This window comes from Clostridioides sp. ZZV15-6597, from assembly GCF_020657815.1.
Classification (GTDB): domain Bacteria; phylum Bacillota; class Clostridia; order Peptostreptococcales; family Peptostreptococcaceae; genus Clostridioides.
In genome coordinates this window covers 54,163-75,976 of sequence record NZ_JAGWCT010000008.1, presented here as the reverse complement: position 1 = coordinate 75,976, position 21,814 = coordinate 54,163, and the positions used below count along the sequence as shown (strand labels likewise).

The following is a 21,814-nucleotide window of genomic DNA, read 5'->3' as shown; positions in this document are numbered from 1 at the left end:
ATCAAACTCTCAAATAAAAGTTTATCAGGCTCAGATACTATTGTTATCAAAATATCTGGCTTTATGGTTTGTTTCTTAATATAAATTAACCTACTGTTTAATTTTCAATGTTCGTATTTTTTTCTTGTTCCTTTTTTCAAGGACAAGTAATACTATACCATCATTCAAACAGTAGGTCAATACTTTTTTTATATTTTTTTAGAAATTTTTTTCATATTCTTTTTTTAGCTTTTCTACGACCTTTTTTTCTAAGCGAGAAACAGTCATTTGGGATATATCTAATTCTTTAGCTATACTAGACTGGGTTTTATCGAAGAAAAATCTATCTTTAAATATTTTTACTTCTAACTCATTTAAAGTTTCAATAAACTTATTAATAAAATCTTCATATTCTATACTTCCGAAATTACCTTCTTCTTTTCCTATTTTATCAATAAGAGTTATGTCTTTGTCTTCTGAATCATCATTACTTGATGAATCTAAAGACATAGGTTGATAACCATAAGAGGCTTCCATAGCCTCTAATACATCTTCTTCACTAACCCCTATATAGTCAGCGATATCTTTTACCTTTGGATGTTTTTTATTTTCTTGCTCTAGTTTAATTTTAGCATCACTTATTTTTTTGCTTAATTCTTGTATTCTTCTTGGTACTCTAAGTGTCCATACTTTATCTCTAAAATATTTTTTAATTTCTCCTACTATAGTTGGTGTTGCAAAACTGGAGAATTCAAATCCCTTTTCAACATCATATCTGTCAATAGCATAAATTAATGCTAATGAAGCAACTTGATATATGTCTTCAAAGTCAACACCCTTGTTTATATACTTCTTAGCTAACAACCTTGCTAAATATAGATGTCTTTCAATAAGAATATTCCTGATATCTACGTTTTTATTTGTATTATATAAATTAAATAGCTCTTTTGTATCCATATTTAGGTAATGTGTAGCATTAGCTACATTTTTCATTAAATATCAACTCCTAAATACTTAGTCATTTTTATTTTTGTTCCTTGATTACATTCTGATTCAATATCTACATCATCCATTAAAGTTTTAATTATAAATAATCCAAGACCACTTTCTTTTGGATTCTCTAAATCTGGTGTACTTATTGAGCTAACATCATATCCTTTTCCACTATCTTGAATCTCTATATTAATTGCATCATCTAAAATATTAAATACTATATTGAATACATCATCATTACTGTGTTTTATTGCATTTGTACATGCCTCTGATACTGCTACCTTTATATCTTCTATATCATCTATTGGAAACCCCATTTTATTTGCAATCCCAGATGCTGTTAATCTTATTATGCCTACATAATCTGGATTTGTAGTAATTTCCATCTTTATAGTTTCACAAGCCAAAATTTATCCCTCCACTTTAAATATTTTATCTAGACCTGTTATAGTAAAAATTTTCCTAACATTACTCTTAGGATTTACTATGTATATTTCTTTTTCATTTATCTTTAGTTTTTTTAAAACACCTATCATAGCCCCTAAACCTGTAGAATCTATATAATCTAAATCTTTAAGATTAATCTTTACATCCAACATGTTTCTTTCTATTAAACCATGTAAATGTTCTTTTAATTTATCTGCTGTAGAGACATCAAGTTCTCCATCAATACAAACATTCCAAAACTTATTTTGAGAATCTAAATTTGAATCTATATTCATAGACATGTAAAAACCTCCTATTTCCTCTTAATAATTTTAAATATATTACCTATACTCAATATCTTATTAATTACATAAACTATATCATCTATTCCCTTTGATATTGATGATGCATTTTCAACAATATCTTGTATGTGTCTTTCATTGTAATCTACAATCTTATAAGCTTTTTCAACAACTTTATTTAAACTATTTAGAGTTTTAGCTAAATAAATTGCTACTATAAGAGCCGAGCTACCTACTAATACGGCTCCTATCTGCCACCCCCATGCATTCATTAGTTAACATCTCCCTCGTCGTCAAAACTTTTACTTATTACTATATCTTCTTCTGAAATTTTTATATCTTCCTCATTATTATCATCATCTACTAAAGTTATTATTCTCTCTTTAACATCATTAAATGTTTCATGTAGAACTTCTTTTGGATTTTCTTTCACTTTATCAAACTTATCTTTTGTCTCTTTTCTTAACTCAGAACCTTTTTTTGGTGCAAGAAACATACCAAATATAAAACCTAAAATGGCTCCTATTAATAAAAATCCACCTTTTTTACAACCTCTTTTATTACACATAATAACTACTCCTTTCAATTTTAAATTTTTATCTAAGTACATTATACAAAAAGAATAGGATATTTATCCTATTCTTCTTCAATATTTATTTTAGCAATCGAAACTACATTCACTTCTTCATTAGTCTTCATTAATTTAACACCACTTGTAACCCTTCCAAATAGTGAAATTTCATTAACTCTTATTCTAATAAGAACTCCATCAGAATTTATAATCATTATCTCATCATCTTCATTGACCATCTCTGCACCAACAATTGTACCAGTTTTTTCAGATATGTTATAAGTTTTGATTCCTTTTCCTGCTCTTATTTGGCTTCTGTATTCTTCTATATTTGTTCTTTTACCAAAACCATTTCTACTGACAACTAATACATCTGTACCTTTGCTACAAAGATTCATAGATACAACAAAGTCTTTTTTACTTAAAGTTATACCTTTTACACCCATTGCTGTTCTACCCATATATCTTATATCATTTTCATCAAATCTTATAGACATACCTTCTTTAGTTACTAAAAGTACTTCCTGTTTTCCATCTGTTAACTCTACTCCAATAAGTTCATCATCATCTCTTAAACCTATAGCAATAAGACCAGATTTATTTATATTTTTAAACTCTTCTCGTTTAGTCTTTTTAACGATACCTTTTTTAGTTGTAAGTAATAAATATTCATTTTCATCATTACCATCTATAGGTATTAAAGTTGCAATCTTTTCATCTGCTGATAATTGAAGTAAGTTTACTATAGCAGTACCTTTTGCTTGTCTCTTACCTTCAGGTATTTCATATGCATTTAATTTAAATACTCTACCCTTATTTGTAAAGAACAGTAATCTACTATGAGTAGTTGTAGTTATCAGATGTCTTACAAAATCTTCTTCTCTAGTTGTAAGTGCTGAGATACCTCTTCCACCTCTTTTTTGGCTCTTATAAGTATCAGATGGAAGTCTTTTTATATATCCAAAGTGAGTAAGAGTTATGGCTATTTCCTCATCACTTATAAGATCTCTCATATCTATCTCGCCTTCAGCATGTCTTATTTCTGTTCTTCTTTCATCAGAATAATTTTCTTTTATTATTGTCATTTCATCTTTTATTACATTTAAAAGTAATCTTTCATCAGCCAAAATTTCTTTTAATCTATTTATTTTCTTTATTAAATCTTCATACTCAGCTTCTATCTTATCTCTTTCTAGACCTGTAAGTCTTTGAAGTCTCATATCTAGTATAGCTTGAGCTTGAATTTCAGTTAGATTGAATTTTTCTACTAAACCTATTTTAGCTTCTTGACCTGTTTTTGAAGCTCTTATCAAGCTTATAACAGCATCTATATTATCTAAAGCAATTTTTAATCCTTCTAAAATATGTGCTCTTGCTTCAGCTTTATTTAATTCAAATTTGGTTCTTCTTGTGACAACATCTTCTTGATGTTTAATATAATGATATAGTATTTGCTTAAGATTTAAAACTCTTGGTTGGCCATCTACAAGAGCAAGCATTATTATACTAAATGTATCTTCCATTTGAGAATGTTTATACAGATTATTTAATACTATATTAGCATTAGCATCTCTCTTTAATTCTATAACAATTCTCATACCATTTCTATTACTTTCATCTCTTAAATCTGATATACCTTCTATTCTTTTTTCTTTAACTAACTCAGCTATTCTCTCAACTAATTTAGCTTTATTTACTTGATAAGGTATTTCTGTAACTATTATCTGTTGTTTTCCTTTTGGAAGTTCTTCTATAAAAGCTCTAGATCTAACTTTAACTTTACCTCTTCCAGTTCTATATGCCTCTGCTATATTCTCTTTACCCATTATAATTGCAGCTGTAGGAAAATCTGGACCTTGTATAAATTTTATTAAGTCCTCAACACTACAATCTGGATTGTCAATCAAATGTACAGTTGCATCAATTACTTCAGCTAAATTATGTGGAGGTATTGAAGTTGCCATACCAACAGCTATACCATTAGATCCATTTACTAATAGATTAGGATACCTTGCTGGTAGTACTGAAGGTTCTTTTAATGATTCATCAAAGTTTGGTTTAAAATCTACAGTTTCTTTTTCTATATCTCTTAATAATTCTAATGATAATTTACTCATCTTAGCTTCTGTATAACGCATCGCAGCTGGTGAGTCTCCATCAACAGAACCAAAGTTACCATGCCCATCTACTAAAAGTGCTCTAGTTGAAAAGTCTTGAGCCATTCTTACCATTGCAAAATAAACAGCAGTATCTCCATGTGGATGGTACTTCCCTAAAACGTCCCCAACAATACGGGCTGACTTTCTATATGGTTTATCTGGTGTTAAGTTTAATTCACTCATTGAGTATAGTATTCTTCTGTGAACTGGCTTTAGACCATCTCTAACATCAGGAAGAGCACGTCCAGCTATAACACTCATCGAATAATCGATATACGATTTTTTCATTTCTTCCGCTATTTCAATAGGGAGTATTTTGTTATTTTCTTCCATGTATACTAATCCCCTCTCTCTATATATCTAAGTTTCTAACGAATCTTGCATTTTCTTCTATAAATTCTTTTCTTGGAGCAACCTTATCACCCATAAGCATTGAAAATACTTCATCTGCAATTGCAGCATCTTCTACAGTTACTTGTAATAAAGTTCTTGTGTCAGGATTCATAGTAGTATCCCATAATTGCTCTGCATTCATCTCTCCAAGACCTTTATATCTTTGAAGCTCTACACCATTTCTTCCAATTTCATCTAATAAAATATTTAATTCTTTATCTGAATAAACATAATATTCCTTTTTTTGCTTTGTTACTTTGTATAAAGGAGGTTGTGCTGCATAAACATACCCCTCATCTATAAGAGGTCTCATATATCTAAAGAAGAATGTTAATAGTAAAGTTCTTATATGAGCTCCATCTACATCGGCATCGGTCATAATTATGATTTTATGATATCTAGCCTTATCTATATCAAAATCTTCTCCTATACCACAACCATAAGCTGTTATCATATTTTTTATTTCGTCTGAAGATAATATCCTATCTAGTCTTGATTTTTCGACATTAAGTATCTTACCTCTTAATGGAAGTATCGCTTGGCTATTTCTATCTCTACCTTGTTTTGCTGAACCTCCCGCTGAATCTCCTTCGACTAAGAATATTTCACTTTTAGCAGGGTCTTTTTCTGCACAATCTGCTAATTTTCCAGGTAAAGATGTGCTTTCTAAAACACTCTTTCTTCTTGTTAATTCTCTTGCTTTCTTTGCAGCTTCTCTCGCTCTTTGTGCTCTCAAAGCTTTATCAACTATTATTCTAGCTGTTGCTGGATTTTCCTCTAAGAAAGAACCAAGTTCATCAACTGTTACACTATCAACTACACCTCTCATAAAACTATTACCTAGTTTTGTTTTAGTTTGACCTTCAAATTGAGGTTCTGGTAATTTAACTGATACTACAGCTGTAAGGCCTTCTCTTATATCTTCACCCAGTAAGTTAACGTCATTTTCTTTTAAGAATTTATTTCTCTTAGCATAATCATTTACAGTTTTAGTAAGAGCTGCTTTAAATCCACTTAAATGAGCTCCTCCTTCATGTGTATTTATATTATTTGCAAAAGAATATATGTTCTCTGTATAACCATCCGTATATTGCATAGCTAATTCGACAATACAATCGTCAACTTTTTTATCTATATAAACTATGTCATCATGTATTCCAGTTCTAGATTTATTTAAATACTTAATATATTCTACTAGACCACCTGTATAGTGAAATTCTTTTCTTTTTTCTTGATTTTCTCTTTTATCTTCAAATACTATTTTTATTCCTTTATTTAAAAAAGAAAGTTCTCTCAGTCTATATTCCAATGTTTCATATTTAAACTCTATTTCATCAAATATTGTAGCATCAGGCATAAATTGAATTATTGTTCCTGTACTTTGAGATTCTCCAACTACTTCAAGCTTAGATGTTGGTAGACCTTTTTCATATGTCTGCTTATATATTTTTCCATTTAAATAAACTTCTGCTGTCATCCATTTTGATAATGCATTAACTACAGAAACACCAACTCCATGAAGACCTCCAGATACTTTATATCCTCCGCCTCCAAATTTTCCTCCTGCATGAAGATTAGTTAATACTGTTTCTAAAGTTGATTTTCCAGTCTTAGGATGTACTTCGACTGGGATACCTCTTCCGTCATCTTTTACTAAAATACTGCCATCTTCATTAATAGATACATATATATGTGAACAATATCCTTGTAAAGCCTCATCTATACTATTATCTACAACTTCATAAACTAAGTGGTGTAAACCTCTTGGGCTTGTACTACCAATATACATACCTGGTCTTTTTCTAACGGCTTCTAATCCCTCTAATACCTGTATCTGACTTGCACCGTATTCTTGTTTCATTTAATTTCCTCCATTCTCTATGCTAATAACATTGCCATTTTCAATATTAAATATTGTAACATCCTTTTCATCAAATATTTTTTTATGTGAAATTTCAGCGCTTGTTATAAACATTTGAACATTGCTTAAATTATTTACTAAAAGTTTTTGTCTTGCTTCATCTAACTCACTAAAAACATCATCTAAAATTAATACTGGATATTCTTCAACCTCATTTTTTATTAATTCTATCTCTGACAGCTTTAATGATATTGAAGCAGTTCTCTGTTGACCTTGTGAACCAAAAAGTCTTGCATCTAAATCATTTATGAATATATTTAAGTCATCTTTGTGTATACCATATCTAGTAGTTCTAGATTCTATATCATTAGGTCTATTTGATGACAACTTGGCTAAAAATTTATTATATACTGTTTCTATAGTATCTTCATCAGTTATATTTATTTGAGTTTTATATTTGATTGATAATTTTTCAATTCCATTAGTCAAATTCATATGCATATGTTCAGATATATTAGCTATCTTTTTTATAAAGTCTCTGCGTAAAATATAAATATAACTTCCATATTTTGCTAGTGTATCATCATATACATCTAACAAAGCTTCATCAACATGGATGCTTTTTAGCACTCTACTTCTTTGAGAAAGTATTTTATTGTAATTAGTAAGATAATTATAATATTTAGGAATAATTTGGCTAATCTCTTTATCTATAAAAGTCCTTCTCTCTTTAGGACCCTCTTTAACCAGTCTTAAATCTTCAGGTGAAAATATGACAACATTTAAGTTGCCAAGTAATTCCTGCATTTTTTGCAAAGGGACTTTATTTATTCGTATCCCCTTTTTATCTTTTCCAATAATTAGCTCTATTAGACTATATTTATTATATTTTGAAAAACTGCCTCCAACATATAAATTTTCACTATTAAATCTAACCATTTCTCTATCTTTGTTGGTTCTAAATGATTTGCCAAAAGAAAGCATATAAATAGATTCTACTATATTTGTCTTTCCTTGACCATTTTTTCCAACAAGAAGATTCACTTTCCCATTAAATTCCAGATGCAACTTTTCATAATTTCTAAAATTAACAAGCTGCAAACTTTTAAGTTTCACAAAAAGTTCTCCTTTTTTACAATACTTTTATTTTAGTTCCCTCTATCTCAACTATATCTCCTGATTTTATCTTTTTCCCTCTTCTTAATTCTATTTCATCATTTACTGTCACTAAACCTTCTTGAATTAAAAATTTTGCATGACCTCCAGTTGATGCAATCTCTGCTAATTTTAGGAATTGATCTAACTTTATATAGTCTGATTCTATAGTTATTTCAGTCATAAGAGTTCCTCCTTGCCATTATTTTAGGTAAATAGGTATTAATACACTAAAAGTATATTATACCATAAAAATACTTGCAAAAGGAGTTGCCTAAGATTAGAAAAATTTTTCTACAAAAGACAACTCCTTAATGTCTGCTATATATTGGATGATATTCTTACTGGAAGTAATAAGTAAATATAATTAATATCATCTGTTGGTTTAATTATACAAGGATTTACATTTGTAGTAAATTCTATAAATATTTCCTCATTATCTATATTTTTCAACCCTTCAATAAAGTATCGAGAGTTAAAAGCTATATCTAAATAATCTCCATCTAAATCTATTTCAACTTCTTCATATACATTTCCTTTTTCTGTATTAGAAGTAATTGCCATTACTTTATCTCTTATAGATAATTTTATAAGGTTATTTTTTTCTGATTGAGACAATAAAGATGCTCTTTCTATGCTGTTTAAAAGTTCTTTAGTATTTAACTTCACTCTACTGTTATGCTCTCTTGGCAACAATTTTTTATAATCAATAAAATCTCCTTCAAGTAATCTTGTAATAATTTTTGTATCATTAATTATAAAAATAGCATTTTTTTCGTTAAATCCAACTTTAACATTATCCTCTCCAGAAAGCAAGCTATTTACATCTATAAGTGTCTTTCCTGGAATTATTACTTTTATATTTTCAGTTAAGCTATCAACTGAGCAGCTTTTTACAGCCAATCTATAGCCATCAATTGCTACTAAATTTAAATTTTTATCTACAATTTCTAGAAGTTCTCCCATTAAAACAGGTTTTGTTTGGTCTTGTGAAATAGCAAATACAGTTTGTTTAATCATATTTTTTAGGAGTTCTTGAGGTATGCTATATAAATCTTCTTCATTTAATTCTGGTAGCTTAGGAAATTCTTTAGCTGCATATCCTTTAATTTTAAATCTTGAATTTACACAATTTATGTAAATATTATTTTCTGAATCTGTTTCTATTTCAACAAAAGAATCTGGTAGTTTTCTAATTATATCTCCAAATAATCTTGCATCTACAACAACATCACCTTTTTCTATAATCTCTGCTTGTACATAAGTTTCTATTCCTATCTCTGCATCATATCCAGTAAGTTTTAATTGACCTTCTTCTGTAGATATAAGTATACCTTTTAATAGTTCTATTGTTGTTTTTCCATTAATAGCTTTTTGAGCAATCCCAATTCTATTTGCTAGGATTTTTTGATTACAAATTATTTTCAATGTGGATAACCTCCTCTGGCTTTTTATATAAAAAAATAAGTTAAAATCATAGTAGTAATAGTAGTAGGTGTTGTTGATAATGTTAATAAGTATATGTAACATTATAAATACAAAGATATCAACATGTGTATAAGATGTTGATATCTTTGTTATTTTAGACTTAATTATTTGTTAATAAATTTTAAGATAAAAAGATATAAACAAGTTATTCAATAGATATAAACAGACAATTGTGTATAAATTATCCCTTTAAATCTGATATAATTTTGTCTATTTTAGTCTTAATTTCTTCACTTTCTTTTATGTCTTTAGATACTTTGTCATGAGCATGAATTACTGTTGTATGATCTCTTCCTCCAAATTCTTCGCCTATTTTAGGAAGAGATAAGTCAGTAAGTTCGCGCGTTAAATACATAGCTATTTGTCTTGGAAAAGCTATTGAACGAGTTCTTTTTTTAGAATTAAAATCTTCCATTTTTAAATTAAATACAGAAGAAACTTTTTCTTTTATTCTAAGCACATTGATTTCTTCATTTTTAGAAGTTGTTATAATATCTTTTAATGCTTCTGTAGCAAGATCAAAAGATATCACTCTATTACTAAGAGAAGAGTAAGCAACTACTCTAGTTAGGGCACCTTCTAGTTCCCTTATGTTTGACTTAATATTTTTTGCTATATATGACATAACTTCATTTGGCACTTCTATACGTTCTAGTTGAGCCTTTTTTCTAAGTATAGCAATTCTTGTTTCAAAGTCTGGGGCCTGAATATCAGTTATAAGTCCCATTTCAAATCTCGATCTTAATCTATCTTCTAGTGTAGGTATGTCTTTTGGCGGTCTATCACTAGAGATAATTATCTGTTTATTTGCCTCATGAAGAGTATTAAATGTATGGAAAAACTCTTCTTGAGTTCTTTCTTTCCCAGCTATAAATTGAATATCATCAATTAATAAGACATCTACGTTTCTATATTTATTTCTAAATTCTTCATTTTTATCATCTTTTATAGAGTTTATAAGTTCATTAGTAAATTTTTCTGAAGAAACATAAACAACTTTTGAATCCTTTTTTTGGCTGACGATGTGATGTCCAATAGCGTGCATTAAATGGGTTTTACCTAAACCAACTCCTCCATACAAAAAAAGTGGATTGTAAGCTTTAGCAGGAGATTCAGCAACTGCAACACATGCAGCATGAGCAAATCTATTGCTATTACCAATAACGAACGTATCAAATGTGTATTTTGGATTCAGGTTAGGGTAAAGTACTCTGTAATTTAAATCTGTACTATCAGAATTTAGGTCAGCAACTTCTTTTTCGCTCAATACAAATTTAATATTATACTTTTTTAATGACAGTTGATTTATAGCATCTTCAATTAAATGCAAATATCTATTTTCTAGAATATCTTTATTGAAATCGCTAGGAGCTAGTAGTATCAAGTCATTAAGATGTATTTTTAATGGTACGATGTTTTTAAAAAAGGTATTAAAACTTACTGAAGTTAAGTCACCTTTTATTAATTGTAGGGTTTTGTCCCATAAAGAAACTATATCCATAATATAAACCTCCGAACAGAATAATTAATATTTTCCACAAAGTTATTAACAGAAAAGCAAAAATATATATAAATTTTACAGAATAACTAAATTTATGGATAATGGTGTTGATAAATTAATAATAGTATAAATTATTAAAAAAATATGAAAAGATATAAACAATATGTAGATAAAGTTATAAATAACATAAACATACAATAAATGGTGATTATAACTAGAGTATTGTCAGTAATCTTAAAAGTTATACACAAAAGTATCCACAAGCTGTGAATAATTTCTAATAAGTTGATAACATTTATGCACATTATCAACAAGTATATTTATAATATCAAAATATATGTCAAACTTCAATGATTTGTAACTAATTTATCCACAATATTAACTAATTGTTGATAAAAATATAAACATGTTAAATTTACTTTATTTGTGTATATAATTGAAAAAAATAATTTAGAATAAAATTAAATAGATTTTTACTAGTATTTTCAATAAAAAAAATACATAATATATATATGGTAGATTTTGTGATGCAAGCATACCAAAAACTCGTTGACAACGATAGTAAAAGTATTTATAATTATATGTGTTATGTTTACTTTGAGGGTAAAGTTATTATTTTTATAAACGGAAAATGAAATCTGAAAGGCGGTGCAAAATAATGAGTAAAAGAACTTATCAACCAAAAAAGAGACAAAGAAGTAAAGAACATGGTTTCAGAAAAAGAATGAAGACGTCTAACGGAAGAAACGTGTTAAAAAGAAGAAGAGCTAAAGGAAGAAATAGATTAACTCATTAATTACAAAAGGGCCGCTGCAAAGGTGGCCTTTTTGTGTAAATAATTACAATGCATAGCTGTGTTTATGGAGGTTAACTATGGACTTTAATAGGACAAAAGGGTTAAAAAAAGACTCTGATTTTAGAAAAGTATATAAACACGGCAAATCTTTTGCAAACAGATATTTAGTAATATATATACTTAAAAATAAATCAGATTATAGTAGAATAGGTATTTCTGTTTCAAAGAAAGTAGGAAAAGCTATCACTAGAAATAGAGTAAGAAGATTAATAAAAGAAGCTTACAGATTAAATATTGATGAAAAAATTAAGCCTGGATATGATATAGTATTTATAGCAAGAGTATCTAGTAAAGATGCTAGTTTTAAAGATATAGACAAGTCTATAAAAAATTTAGTTAAAAGAACGGATATTTCTCTTTAAATTGTATGCTATAAATCTGGAGGTTAATAACTTTGAATAAAATAATTTATATATTAAAGGAAATAAGTAGGTATTTATCGAATTTATGTATTTATTTAGTAAAATTTTATCAAAAGTATATATCTCCCTTAAAGGGACCTACTTGTAGATTCTATCCAACTTGCTCACAATATTCAATAGAGGCATTTAAAAAATATGGATTTGTAAAAGGTATGTACTTAACGATAAGAAGACTTCTAAAATGTCATCCTTTTCATCCAGGAGGTTACGACCCTCTAAAATAAAAGAGAGTAACTATTAGGAGGTATAAAAAAATTGAATATAATAGGAAATTTCTTAGGATTAATTCTTAAGGTAATATTTGAATTTGTTAACCATTATGGTATTTCTATAATAATTTTTACTATACTTGTAAAGATTATTTTACTACCATTAACAGTTAAACAGACTAAGTCAACAAAGGCAATGCAAGATATACAACCTCGTATAAAAGAGATACAAGAAAAATATAAAAATAAGCCAGAAAAACAAAATGAAGAAATTGTTAAGTTATATGGAGAAGCTAAAATTAATCCACTATCTGGTTGTTTACCTTTATTAATACAGTTTCCTATATTAATAGGATTATTTAGCGTTTTAAGAGAGCCAGTTGCTCATGGCGTTTTTGCAAATCAAGCTGCATTTATGGCGGCTGACAATGGGTTTTTATGGATAAAAAGTTTAACAGCACCAGATTATGTATTAGCAGTATTTTCAGGAGCAAGTGCATATGTAATGCAAAAAGTAATGACTCCAAAGGACCAACTACAAGGCTCTATGAAAGTAATGACATATGTAATGGCAGGGATGTCTTTCTATTGGGGATTTATATTCCCAGCAGGACTTACACTGTACTGGACAGTAAGTAACTTATTCTCAATAGCTCAGTATTACTTAATAATGAATCCTTTAAAAGCTAAGCTGGCTGCTAACTCTAAGGAGGAAAAAGTTAATGAGAAAAAGCCTAAAATTAATAAAAAGTAAAAGTAAAGAAGAAGCTATAAATAAGGCTATAGCAGAGTTAAATTTAAAAGTAGAGGATATAGAGGTAGAAATACTAGAAAATCCAAGCAAGGGGTTTTTAGGTTTTATAGGTGCTAAAGATGGTACCTATGAAATTTTTGTTATTGAAAGGGAACTAGATGTAGCTAAAAATTTTATAGAGGTAATGTTGAAAAATGCAAATGTTGATGCCAAAGTCAATGTATCTCAAAAAGATAATTTAATCATGGTTGATATTGAAGGCAAAGAAGCTGCAAGTTTAATTGGTAGAAGAGGGGAAACTTTAGATTCTATTCAATTTTTAACTGGATTAGCTCTTAATAAAATAAATAAAGACTCTCATACAAGAGTACTTGTAGATATAGAAAACTATAGGTCAAAAAGAGAAGAGTCTTTAATAAGATATGCTAATAAGGTTGCTAGAGAAGTAGCGAAAACAAGAAAAACTAAAAAATTAGATTATATGAATCCATATGAGAGAAGAATAATACATTCAGCTCTTCAAAATGACAAATATGTAATTACATATAGTGAAGGAACCGATCCATATAGAAGATTAGTAATTGAGTGTAAAAGATAAAATCAACCTCCTAAACATTAGGGGGTTTTATTTTTTAATCTTATTAAATCATTGCAATTGGTTAAAAATAAATCTATATGTAAAAATTATAAATTAAGAGGTGATAAATTTGTTTATAGATGATACAATAGCGGCTATAGCTACAGCACCTGGAGAAGGTGGCATAGGTATACTGAGAATAAGTGGAGAAAAAGCTTTAAAAGTTGCAGAAGAAATCTTTAAGTCCATGTCAGGAAAGAGTATTAAAGATTATAATAAAAGAACATTAATATATGGAAATATTGTAGATAATGAAAATGTAATAGATGAAGTATTATTAGCATATATGAAAGGTCCAAATTCATATACAGGAGAAGATGTTATAGAAATAAATTGCCATGGCGGATTTATTTCAGTAAAGAAAATTTTAGAATTAATATTATCTAAAGATGTTAGATTGGCAGAAGCTGGGGAGTTTACTAAAAGAGCATTTTTAAATGGAAGAATAGATTTATCTCAAGCAGAAGCAGTAATAGATGTTATAAAGGCAAAAACCGATATAGCTCATGAAGTTGCCCAAAACCAACTAGAGGGTTCTCTATCAAAGAAGATAAGAGACTTAAGAGATAAAGTTACTGAGATACTGGCACATGTAGAAGTTGCTATAGATTATCCTGAAGAAGATATTGAACATATAACATATCAAACACTTAAGGATAAAACTGGCGAGCTTAAAAAAGAAATTAAAAAATTATATGATACAGCTGAAAGTGGGAAAATACTTAGAGAAGGCTTGAAAACAGTAATTGTTGGTAAACCAAATGTAGGAAAATCTTCACTGCTTAACTCTATTTTGGGAGAAAATAGAGCTATAGTTACAGACATACCAGGAACTACTAGAGATGTTATAGAGGAGTTTGTGAATATAAAAGGTATACCTCTTAAGATAGTTGATACAGCAGGTATAAGAGATACTGATGATATAGTTGAAAAAATAGGAGTTGAGAAATCTAAAGAATCATTTACAAGTGCTGATTTAATTATAATGGTTTTAGATGCATCAAGAAAGTTGTCAGAAGAAGATATAGAAATATTAAAGAAGCTTAAAGATAAACAAACAATAGTGCTATTAAATAAAAATGACTTAAAACAAGAGATTGAAGAAGAAAAAATACTTAAATATGTAGAAAATAATAGTATAATAAGAATATCAGCTTTACAACAAGAAGGAATAGAAGCGTTACAAGATAAGATAGAGTCTATGGTATATAAAGGAAGTATCAAAAACAATTCTAGTTTAGTAGTAACTAATTCTAGACATAAAGATGCACTTGGTAAGGCATATAAGTCTGCAACAGATGCTTTAATTGCTCTAGAACAAAGTATGCCATTTGATTTTGTAGAAGTAGATTTAAAAAATATATGGGATTACCTTGGATATATTAATGGGGATACAGTAACAGAGGATTTACTAGATAATATATTCCATAACTTCTGTATAGGAAAATAGGATATAAAATGCAAAAGGAAAGAAGATATAAAAGTAATAAATTTCATTTTTTATTATAGAAATTATAGATATTTTATAGTGTTTCTCATGAAACATTAATATTAAAAAGAAAGGAATTATAAATGATAAAGTTTGAAGCAGGAAAATATGATGTTATAGTAGTTGGAGCAGGTCACGCGGGATGTGAAGCTGCTTTAGCTACTGCAAGAATGGGATATAAAACTTTGATAATAACAATGTCTTTAGATTCTATTGCATTAATGCCTTGCAATCCATCAATTGGTGGAACGGGTAAAGGTCAATTAGTAAAAGAGATAGATGCTTTAGGTGGTCAAATGGGACTAAATATAGACAAGACATATATACAAAGTAGAATGTTAAATACTGCTAAAGGACCAGCAGTTCATTCTTTAAGAGCCCAAGCAGATAAATTTAAATACCATGAAGAAATGAAAAAAACATTAGAAAATGAGCCAAACCTTGATATCGCTATGGATGAAGTTGTAGAAATATTACATGAAGGAAATGTTGTAATAGGTGTTGGAACTAAACTAGGATGTTCATTTAAATCTAAAGCTGTAATATTAGCTACTGGAGTTTATTTAAATTCAAAAATATATATGGGTGAGGTAGCATTTTACGAAGGGCCTAATGCATTAGGATATGCAAAATATCTTACAGATAGTTTAGTTGAATTAGGTCTTAGAATGAGAAGATTTAAAACAGGAACACCAGCAAGAGTCCATAGAGATAGTATAGATTTCTCTGTAATGTCTCTACAAGAAGGTGATGAAAAAGTAACTCCTTTCTCATTTATGAATGAAAACATAGAGAAAGAGCAAGAACCTTGTTATTTAACAAGAACTACTGAAGATACTCAAAAAGTTATACTAGATAATTTAAAAAGGTCTGCTATGTATAGTGGCGTGATAGAAAGTACGGGGCCAAGATATTGTCCTTCGATAGAAGATAAAGTAGTAAGATTTAGTGATAAAACTTCACATCAATTGTTTATAGAGCCAGAGGGACTGAATACTAAAGAAATGTATATTCAAGGTATATCAACTAGTTTACCTTTTGAAGTTCAATTAGATATGTATAAAACTATAAAGGGGCTTGAAAACTGTAAGATAATGAGACCTGCATATGCTATAGAATATGATTGTGTTGACCCAACACAATTAAAAATAAGTTTAGAAATAAAAGGTGTTGAAAACTTATTTAGTGCAGGGCAATTTAATGGAACTTCTGGATATGAAGAAGCAGCAGCTCAAGGACTTATGGCTGGTATAAATGCTGTCAGAAAGATAGAAGGAAAAGAACCTTTTGTATTAGATAGATCAGAAGCATATATAGGTGTATTATTAGATGACCTTGTCACAAAAGGAACTAATGAACCTTATAGAATGATGACATCAAGAGCAGAATATAGATTGTATTTAAGACAAGATAATGCTGATATGAGATTAACTCAAAAAGGTTATGAATTAGGACTAGTTAAAGAAGATAGATATGAAAGATTCATAAATAAAAAGAATGCTGTAGAAAAAGAATTTGAGCGATTAAAGCGTGAAAGGGTTACACCAAAAGAAGTAAATAGTTTATTAGAAGAAAAAGGTGCAACGCCAATAAAAGTTGGAATATCATTGTATGAGTTTTTAAAAAGACCAGAAGTATCCTATGAGTTACTTGAAGAATTAGGAAAAGATGCTGGTGAAGATGTTTCAAGAGAAGTTAAAGAACAATGTGTGATAATGACTAAGTATGAAGGCTATATAGACAAGCAATTAAAACAAATAGACCAATTTAAAAAGCTTGAGAATAAGAAATTAGATGAAAAAATAAATTATTCATCAATAGAAGGACTTAGACTAGAAGCAAGACAAAAACTAGACGATATAAAACCTATTTCAATAGGTCAAGCATCTCGTATATCAGGTGTTTCTCCAGCTGATATATCAGTCTTACTTATACACCTTGAACAAGTTAGAAGGACTAGAGGTGGCAAAGGTGAATAATATAGAACTTCTAAAAAATGGAATTGAAAATTTTAATATAGATACAAATGATAATATGTTACAAAAATTTAAAACATATAGAGATATATTAGTTGATTGGAATCAAAAAATGAACCTTACAGGAATAGAGGATGAAAAAGAAGTATATATAAAACACTTTTTAGACTCTATTTCAGCTGTAAAAAATGGATATATAAAAGATGGTATGTCTATAATAGATGTTGGTACAGGTGCTGGTTTTCCAGGTATACCACTAAGAATATGTTTAGATGGATTAAAATTAACTTTATTAGACTCTTTAAATAAAAGAATAAACTTTTTAGAAGAAGTTGGCAGAGCATTAGAACTAGAGGGTATTACATTTATACATGGAAGAGCTGAAGATTTTGGAAAAGATGAAAAGTACAGGGAAAAGTATGATATTGCTACAGCAAGAGCTGTAGCTGGATTACCAATTCTTATGGAATTTTGTGTACCATTTGTAAAAGTAGGAGGATATTTTATTTGTTTAAAAGGTCCAAATGCTAATCTAGAATTAGAGGAATCAAAAAAGGCTATAGATACTTTAGGATTAGAGTTTATCGAAAAAATAGATGTAGAATTACCAGAAATAGATTTAAATCATAATATATTAGTTTTTAAAAAGATACATGAAACACCAGTTAAATACCCTAGAAAAGCTGGTAAACCAGCTAAAAATCCTATTAAATAATCAAGCTATTAATTAGTAGGCAACCTTAATTATTTCCTGAGAAATAATTAAGGTTGCCTTAAAACAAACAAAAATAAAGGAATTATTAAAGTAGATGCAGAAATAAAATTGTATGTACATATAGAGAACAAAAATATTTATATCTAAAATAAGAGAGGTATGTTATGGAAGATAAAAGAGTTATGGAGATACCTATAGAAGATATAGTTCCAAATCCATACCAACCAAGAAAAATATTTTCACAAGTTTCATTGGAGGAATTGAGCAATTCTATAAAGGTATATGGTATAATTCAACCTATAACAGTTAGAGCAAAAGATGGTAAATATGAACTAATTGCTGGAGAGAGAAGATTAAGAGCAGCTAAGTTAGCAGAGCTTAAAACTATCCCAGCAATTATAAATAATATGGACGATGAATCTTCTGCTGTTCTAGCGTTATTAGAAAATTTGCAACGAGAAGACTTAAATTTTATTGAAGAAGCAATTGGCTATGAAAACTTAATAAAAGAGCATGCTTTTACTCAACAGCAATTAGCAGAAAAATTAGGCAAAAATCAATCTACTGTAGCAAACAAGCTTAGAATATTAAAGCTTCCAAACGATATAAAAATGAAGCTAATAGAGAATAATTTAACAGAAAGACATGCTAGAGCATTCCTTAAATTACCAAGTGAAGATTTAATGAAAAGTGTACTAGAAAAGGTCATAAAGAATGAATTGACTGTTAAAAAAACAGAAAAACTGATACAAGATATACTAGAAGAAATTGAAATTCAAGAAGAGCCTGATAAAAAACAGAATATAAAGGGTGCTATGAGTATAAGAATTTACATAAATACTATAAAGCAAGCCTTTGATGCTATATCAAATACAGGAATTGATGCTAAGTATAATGAAATAGATAAGGGAGATTATATGGAAGTTGTTGTAAAAATCCCTAAAAAATAGAGATTACTGCTTACCAGTAATCTTTTTTTTTAAACAAGCCTTGTAATATAAATTGATTTATAGACATTATTTATAATTATAAAAGCAACTAGTCAATATTTAAAATTAATTTAATTCTTAAAGGGGGGGAACATCATGGGCAAAGTTATAGCTATATTCAATCAAAAGGGCGGAGTCGGAAAAACTACAACAAATGTAAATTTAAGTGCCAGTTTAGGAACCTTAGGAAAAAAGATATTAGTATTAGATTTGGACCCTCAAGGAAATACAACTAGTGGATATGGTATTGATAAAAATGAAGTGGAAAATACAATCTATGAGATTATGTTAGATGGTTTGAATATTAAAGAAGCAATAATAAAAACAGAGTTTGAAAATGTAGATATAGTTCCATCAGCTACGGAACTAGCAGGTGCAGAGATAGAGCTTGCATCAATAAGTAATAGAGAGTATATTTTAAAAAATTCCATAAAAGTAGTAAAGGATGAATATGACTATATATTTTTGGATTGCCCACCTTCACTTGGGATGCTTACAATAAATTGTCTAACGGCTGTAGATAGTGTTTTAATTCCTATACAATGTGAATATTATGCCTTAGAAGGTGTAAGTCAATTAATGGAAACTATAAAATTAGTAAAATCAAGATTAAATACAGATATAGAAATTCAAGGTGTTGTTTTAAGTATGTTTGATGGAAGAGCTAATCTATCAATACAAGTTGTTGAAGAAGTTAAAAAGTACTTTAAAGGAAGTGTATATACAACTCTAATTCCAAGAAATGTAAGGCTTGCAGAAGCTCCTAGTCATGGTAAACCAGCAATTTACTATGATAAAAGATGTAGAGGGTCTGTAGCTTATTTGGAACTAGCAGAAGAATTTATAGATTTAGAAGAGGAGGAGTGGTAGTATGGAGAATAAGTCTAAAAGAAGTAATAGATTGGGTCGAGGTCTTAGTGCATTGATACCAGAAATTAAAGGAGAAACTTCAGATAAAGAAATAGTTAATATAGATATAGACAAAATATATCCAAACGAAGTTCAGCCGAGAAAGCAATTTGATGAAGAAAAAATAAAAGTATTATCTGAGTCTATAAAAAATTATGGTGTACTACAACCAATAGTAGTTAAAAGGGATGAAAATAATAAGTACATGATAATAGCTGGTGAAAGAAGATTTAGAGCATCAAAACTTGCAAATAAAAGTCAAATGCCTGCTATAATTAAAGATATAGAGATGAAAGATATAATGGAGATAGCTTTAATTGAAAACTTACAGAGGGAAGATTTAAATTCGATAGAAGAAGCACTAGCATATAAAAGTTTAATAGAGCACTATAGTGTAACTCAAGAAGAAATATCAGAAGCTGTTGGTAAAAGTAGACCTCATATAACTAACACTTTGAGACTTTTAAATCTAGGACAAGATGTTATAGACATGATAGATAGTGGTAAAATCACAGCAGGTCATGGAAAGGCTCTGTTAAGGATTGTAGATAAAAAATTACAATTACAAATCGCAAAAAAGATAGAAGAGGAAGAACTCTCTGTAAGAGAGGTTGAAAATATTGCAAAAAAAATATCTGAAAATAAAGAAGAAGATATGCCAAAAAAGTCTAAGCCTAAGGATGTATTTATTTTAGATGTAGAAGATAAACTTAGAAATATTTTTGGAACTAAAGTAAATATTTCTAAAGGTAAGAAAAAAGGTAAAATAGAGATAGAATACTATAATGACGATGATTTAAACAGTATTGTATCAATGCTTCTTGAATAACACACAAATATAAAATAGAGAGGACGATTAATATGATTTATCTAGACAATGCTGCAACTACATATCCAAAGCCAGAAAGAGTTTATGATGCTGTTTTAGATTGTATGAAAAACTATTGTGCAAATCCAGGAAGAGCAGGACATAAGCTTGCTATGAGAGCTGCTAGAGAAATTTATGACACAAGAGAAAATGTAGCTAAGTTATTTAATGTAAGTAATCCTATGAATATAGTATTTACATCTAATGCAACAGACTCTTTGAATTTAGCAATAAAAGGTGTACTACAAAAAGGAGATCATGTAATAACAACATCTATGGAACATAATTCAGTAATAAGACCCATAAAAGCACTTGAGCAAAAAGGGGTAGAAAATACTGTAGTAAAATGTGATGATGAAGGTTTTTTAGATTATGAAGAGTTAGAAAAATCAATAAAGGATAACACTAAGCTGATTGTAACTACACATGCATCTAATGTATGTGGAACATTAATAGATATAAAAAAAGTTGGAGAAATAGCTAAGAAACATAATATTTTATTCTTGGTAGATGCATCACAAACAGCAGGTGTTTATGATATAGATGTGAAGAAATGCAATATAGACATGTTGGCAATGCCAGGTCATAAATCCTTATTTGGGCCTCAAGGAACAGGTGTCTTATATATAAGAGAAGGTCTAAATTTAAATATATTAAAAGAGGGTGGAACAGGTAGTAAATCAGAAGAAATGGTTCAACCAGAACTGTTCCCAGATAAATACGAGTCAGGAACTCATAATACTCCAGGTATAGCAGGACTTAACCAAGGTGTATTATTTATATTTGAAAGAGGAATCAACAATATAAGACAACATGAAGAAGAATTATGTCAATATATGCTAAATAAGTTAGAGGAAGTATCAGATATAAAGATATATGGACCAAAAGACAGTAAAAAAAGAGCCTCAGTAATAGCTATAAATATAGGGAATATGGATTCTGGAGAGGTTACTTTCTTATTAGATAGTGAATATAATATAGCAACTAGATCAGGAATACATTGTTCTCCGTTAGCTCATACTACTTTAGGTACGTTAAAACAAGGTGCGGTAAGATTCAGTATAGGATATTTTAATACAAAAGATGAAATAGATAAAGCAATAGACGCTTTGAAGAAAATTTCAAAAAATAAATAGTTATACATTACAACATAAAAATAGTG

General features: G+C 28.9%; 23 protein-coding genes. 12 read left to right on the top strand and 11 right to left on the bottom strand.

The features are described from left to right. Positions 1–198: 198 nt before the first annotated feature. From KGF52_RS03560 to dnaA, 11 genes are all read right to left on the bottom strand, one after another. Positions 199–972 carry a SigB/SigF/SigG family RNA polymerase sigma factor gene (locus KGF52_RS03560; protein WP_227436593.1) on the bottom strand — a complete coding sequence of 258 codons (774 nt, stop codon included), beginning with the start codon at positions 970–972 and terminating at the stop codon, positions 199–201. Beyond that, on the bottom strand, positions 972–1,379 hold the full coding sequence (locus tag KGF52_RS03555; protein ID WP_227828557.1) for an ATP-binding protein: 408 nt from the start codon (positions 1,377–1,379) through the stop codon (positions 972–974). The genes KGF52_RS03560 and KGF52_RS03555 overlap by 1 nt, the downstream gene beginning before the upstream one ends. Positions 1,380–1,382: 3 nt before the next feature. After that, the gene (locus KGF52_RS03550) at positions 1,383–1,700 is read right to left on the bottom strand and encodes an STAS domain-containing protein (RefSeq protein ID WP_227436590.1); all 318 of its coding nucleotides are present in this window, start codon (positions 1,698–1,700) and stop codon (positions 1,383–1,385) included. An 11-nt stretch (positions 1,701–1,711) separates the two neighbouring features. Beyond that, entirely contained in the window at positions 1,712–1,972 is a 261-nt protein-coding gene (locus KGF52_RS03545) for a hypothetical protein (protein ID WP_054272124.1), read from the bottom strand. Continuing rightward, positions 1,972–2,268 (bottom strand): YtxH domain-containing protein, encoded by a 297-nt coding sequence (locus KGF52_RS03540; RefSeq protein ID WP_227436588.1) that lies wholly within the window; start codon positions 2,266–2,268, stop codon positions 1,972–1,974. The genes KGF52_RS03545 and KGF52_RS03540 overlap by 1 nt, the downstream gene beginning before the upstream one ends. A 68-nt stretch (positions 2,269–2,336) precedes the next feature. Continuing rightward, a complete protein-coding gene (gene gyrA, locus KGF52_RS03535) occupies positions 2,337–4,763 on the bottom strand; it encodes a DNA gyrase subunit A (RefSeq protein ID WP_227828560.1) in 2,427 nt (808 codons plus the stop codon). Positions 4,764–4,782: 19 nt separating this feature from the next. Continuing rightward, entirely contained in the window at positions 4,783–6,684 is a 1,902-nt protein-coding gene (gyrB, locus tag KGF52_RS03530; protein ID WP_227839154.1) for a DNA topoisomerase (ATP-hydrolyzing) subunit B, read from the bottom strand. Then, the gene (gene recF / locus KGF52_RS03525; protein ID WP_227828562.1) at positions 6,685–7,800 is read right to left on the bottom strand and encodes a DNA replication/repair protein RecF; all 1,116 of its coding nucleotides are present in this window, start codon (positions 7,798–7,800) and stop codon (positions 6,685–6,687) included. Positions 7,801–7,816: 16 nt separating this feature from the next. Then, positions 7,817–8,023, bottom strand: coding sequence for a S4 domain-containing protein YaaA (yaaA, locus tag KGF52_RS03520; RefSeq protein ID WP_227436580.1), 207 nt, complete (start codon positions 8,021–8,023; stop codon positions 7,817–7,819). A gap of 137 nt (positions 8,024–8,160) precedes the next feature. Next, on the bottom strand, positions 8,161–9,267 hold the full coding sequence (dnaN, locus tag KGF52_RS03515; RefSeq protein ID WP_227436578.1) for a DNA polymerase III subunit beta: 1,107 nt from the start codon (positions 9,265–9,267) through the stop codon (positions 8,161–8,163). Between the two features lie 241 nt (positions 9,268–9,508). Next, positions 9,509–10,828, bottom strand: coding sequence for a chromosomal replication initiator protein DnaA (dnaA, locus tag KGF52_RS03510; RefSeq protein WP_255287852.1), 1,320 nt, complete (start codon positions 10,826–10,828; stop codon positions 9,509–9,511). A gap of 658 nt (positions 10,829–11,486) precedes the next feature. On the opposite strand from dnaA, the gene rpmH reads away from it, so the two are divergent. From rpmH to KGF52_RS03450, 12 genes are all read left to right on the top strand, one after another. Then, a complete protein-coding gene (gene rpmH, locus KGF52_RS03505) occupies positions 11,487–11,624 on the top strand; it encodes a 50S ribosomal protein L34 (protein ID WP_003420485.1) in 138 nt (45 codons plus the stop codon). Positions 11,625–11,701: 77 nt separating this feature from the next. Further along, the gene (gene rnpA / locus KGF52_RS03500; protein ID WP_227828563.1) at positions 11,702–12,046 is read left to right on the top strand and encodes a ribonuclease P protein component; all 345 of its coding nucleotides are present in this window, start codon (positions 11,702–11,704) and stop codon (positions 12,044–12,046) included. 32 nt (positions 12,047–12,078) lie between these two features. After that, positions 12,079–12,330: a membrane protein insertion efficiency factor YidD gene (gene yidD, locus KGF52_RS03495; RefSeq protein WP_227436574.1), complete on the top strand. Its 252-nt coding sequence runs from the start codon at positions 12,079–12,081 to the stop codon at positions 12,328–12,330. Positions 12,331–12,361: 31 nt separating this feature from the next. Next, on the top strand, positions 12,362–13,069 hold the full coding sequence (locus tag KGF52_RS03490; RefSeq protein ID WP_227436572.1) for a YidC/Oxa1 family membrane protein insertase: 708 nt from the start codon (positions 12,362–12,364) through the stop codon (positions 13,067–13,069). Continuing rightward, positions 13,038–13,667, top strand: coding sequence for an RNA-binding cell elongation regulator Jag/EloR (gene jag / locus KGF52_RS03485; RefSeq protein ID WP_227828565.1), 630 nt, complete (start codon positions 13,038–13,040; stop codon positions 13,665–13,667). The genes KGF52_RS03490 and jag overlap by 32 nt, the downstream gene beginning before the upstream one ends. Positions 13,668–13,776: 109 nt before the next feature. Further along, the gene (gene mnmE / locus KGF52_RS03480; protein ID WP_227839153.1) at positions 13,777–15,156 is read left to right on the top strand and encodes a tRNA uridine-5-carboxymethylaminomethyl(34) synthesis GTPase MnmE; all 1,380 of its coding nucleotides are present in this window, start codon (positions 13,777–13,779) and stop codon (positions 15,154–15,156) included. A gap of 122 nt (positions 15,157–15,278) precedes the next feature. Next, positions 15,279–17,174 (top strand): tRNA uridine-5-carboxymethylaminomethyl(34) synthesis enzyme MnmG, encoded by a 1,896-nt coding sequence (mnmG, locus tag KGF52_RS03475; protein ID WP_227839152.1) that lies wholly within the window; start codon positions 15,279–15,281, stop codon positions 17,172–17,174. Continuing rightward, the gene (rsmG, locus tag KGF52_RS03470; RefSeq protein ID WP_227839151.1) at positions 17,167–17,886 is read left to right on the top strand and encodes a 16S rRNA (guanine(527)-N(7))-methyltransferase RsmG; all 720 of its coding nucleotides are present in this window, start codon (positions 17,167–17,169) and stop codon (positions 17,884–17,886) included. Before mnmG ends, rsmG begins: the two co-directional genes overlap by 8 nt. A 164-nt stretch (positions 17,887–18,050) precedes the next feature. Further along, positions 18,051–18,836 carry a nucleoid occlusion protein gene (gene noc / locus KGF52_RS03465; RefSeq protein WP_227839150.1) on the top strand — a complete coding sequence of 262 codons (786 nt, stop codon included), beginning with the start codon at positions 18,051–18,053 and terminating at the stop codon, positions 18,834–18,836. 135 nt (positions 18,837–18,971) lie between these two features. Further along, the gene (locus KGF52_RS03460; RefSeq protein ID WP_227839149.1) at positions 18,972–19,745 is read left to right on the top strand and encodes an AAA family ATPase; all 774 of its coding nucleotides are present in this window, start codon (positions 18,972–18,974) and stop codon (positions 19,743–19,745) included. A gap of 1 nt (position 19,746) precedes the next feature. Next, positions 19,747–20,613, top strand: a complete 867-nt coding sequence (locus KGF52_RS03455) for a ParB/RepB/Spo0J family partition protein (protein WP_227828570.1) — start codon at positions 19,747–19,749, stop codon at positions 20,611–20,613. 32 nt (positions 20,614–20,645) lie between these two features. Beyond that, complete coding sequence (locus KGF52_RS03450) at positions 20,646–21,788, top strand: aminotransferase class V-fold PLP-dependent enzyme (protein WP_227839148.1); 1,143 nt, start codon at positions 20,646–20,648, stop codon at positions 21,786–21,788. Positions 21,789–21,814 lie beyond the last annotated feature (26 nt).

Bases quoted from the DNA above. Each gene is read 5' to 3' on its own strand.
- KGF52_RS03560 (WP_227436593.1), bottom strand. From the start codon at position 972: ATGAAAAATGTAGCTAATGCTACACATTACCTAAATATGGATACAAAA.
- KGF52_RS03550 (WP_227436590.1), bottom strand. From the start codon at position 1,700: ATGTCTATGAATATAGATTCAAATTTAGATTCTCAAAATAAGTTTTGG.
- KGF52_RS03545 (WP_054272124.1), bottom strand. From the start codon at position 1,972: ATGAATGCATGGGGGTGGCAGATAGGAGCCGTATTAGTAGGTAGCTCG.
- KGF52_RS03540 (WP_227436588.1), bottom strand. From the start codon at position 2,268: ATGTGTAATAAAAGAGGTTGTAAAAAAGGTGGATTTTTATTAATAGGA.
- gyrA (WP_227828560.1), bottom strand. From the start codon at position 4,763: ATGGAAGAAAATAACAAAATACTCCCTATTGAAATAGCGGAAGAAATG.
- gyrB (WP_227839154.1), bottom strand. From the start codon at position 6,684: ATGAAACAAGAATACGGTGCAAGTCAGATACAGGTATTAGAGGGATTA.
- yaaA (WP_227436580.1), bottom strand. From the start codon at position 8,023: ATGACTGAAATAACTATAGAATCAGACTATATAAAGTTAGATCAATTC.
- dnaA (WP_255287852.1), bottom strand. From the start codon at position 10,828: ATGGATATAGTTTCTTTATGGGACAAAACCCTACAATTAATAAAAGGT.
- rpmH (WP_003420485.1), top strand. From the start codon at position 11,487: ATGAGTAAAAGAACTTATCAACCAAAAAAGAGACAAAGAAGTAAAGAA.
- rnpA (WP_227828563.1), top strand. From the start codon at position 11,702: ATGGACTTTAATAGGACAAAAGGGTTAAAAAAAGACTCTGATTTTAGA.
- jag (WP_227828565.1), top strand. From the start codon at position 13,038: ATGAGAAAAAGCCTAAAATTAATAAAAAGTAAAAGTAAAGAAGAAGCT.
- mnmG (WP_227839152.1), top strand. From the start codon at position 15,279: ATGATAAAGTTTGAAGCAGGAAAATATGATGTTATAGTAGTTGGAGCA.
- noc (WP_227839150.1), top strand. From the start codon at position 18,051: ATGGAAGATAAAAGAGTTATGGAGATACCTATAGAAGATATAGTTCCA.
- KGF52_RS03460 (WP_227839149.1), top strand. From the start codon at position 18,972: ATGGGCAAAGTTATAGCTATATTCAATCAAAAGGGCGGAGTCGGAAAA.
- KGF52_RS03455 (WP_227828570.1), top strand. From the start codon at position 19,747: ATGGAGAATAAGTCTAAAAGAAGTAATAGATTGGGTCGAGGTCTTAGT.
- KGF52_RS03450 (WP_227839148.1), top strand. From the start codon at position 20,646: ATGATTTATCTAGACAATGCTGCAACTACATATCCAAAGCCAGAAAGA.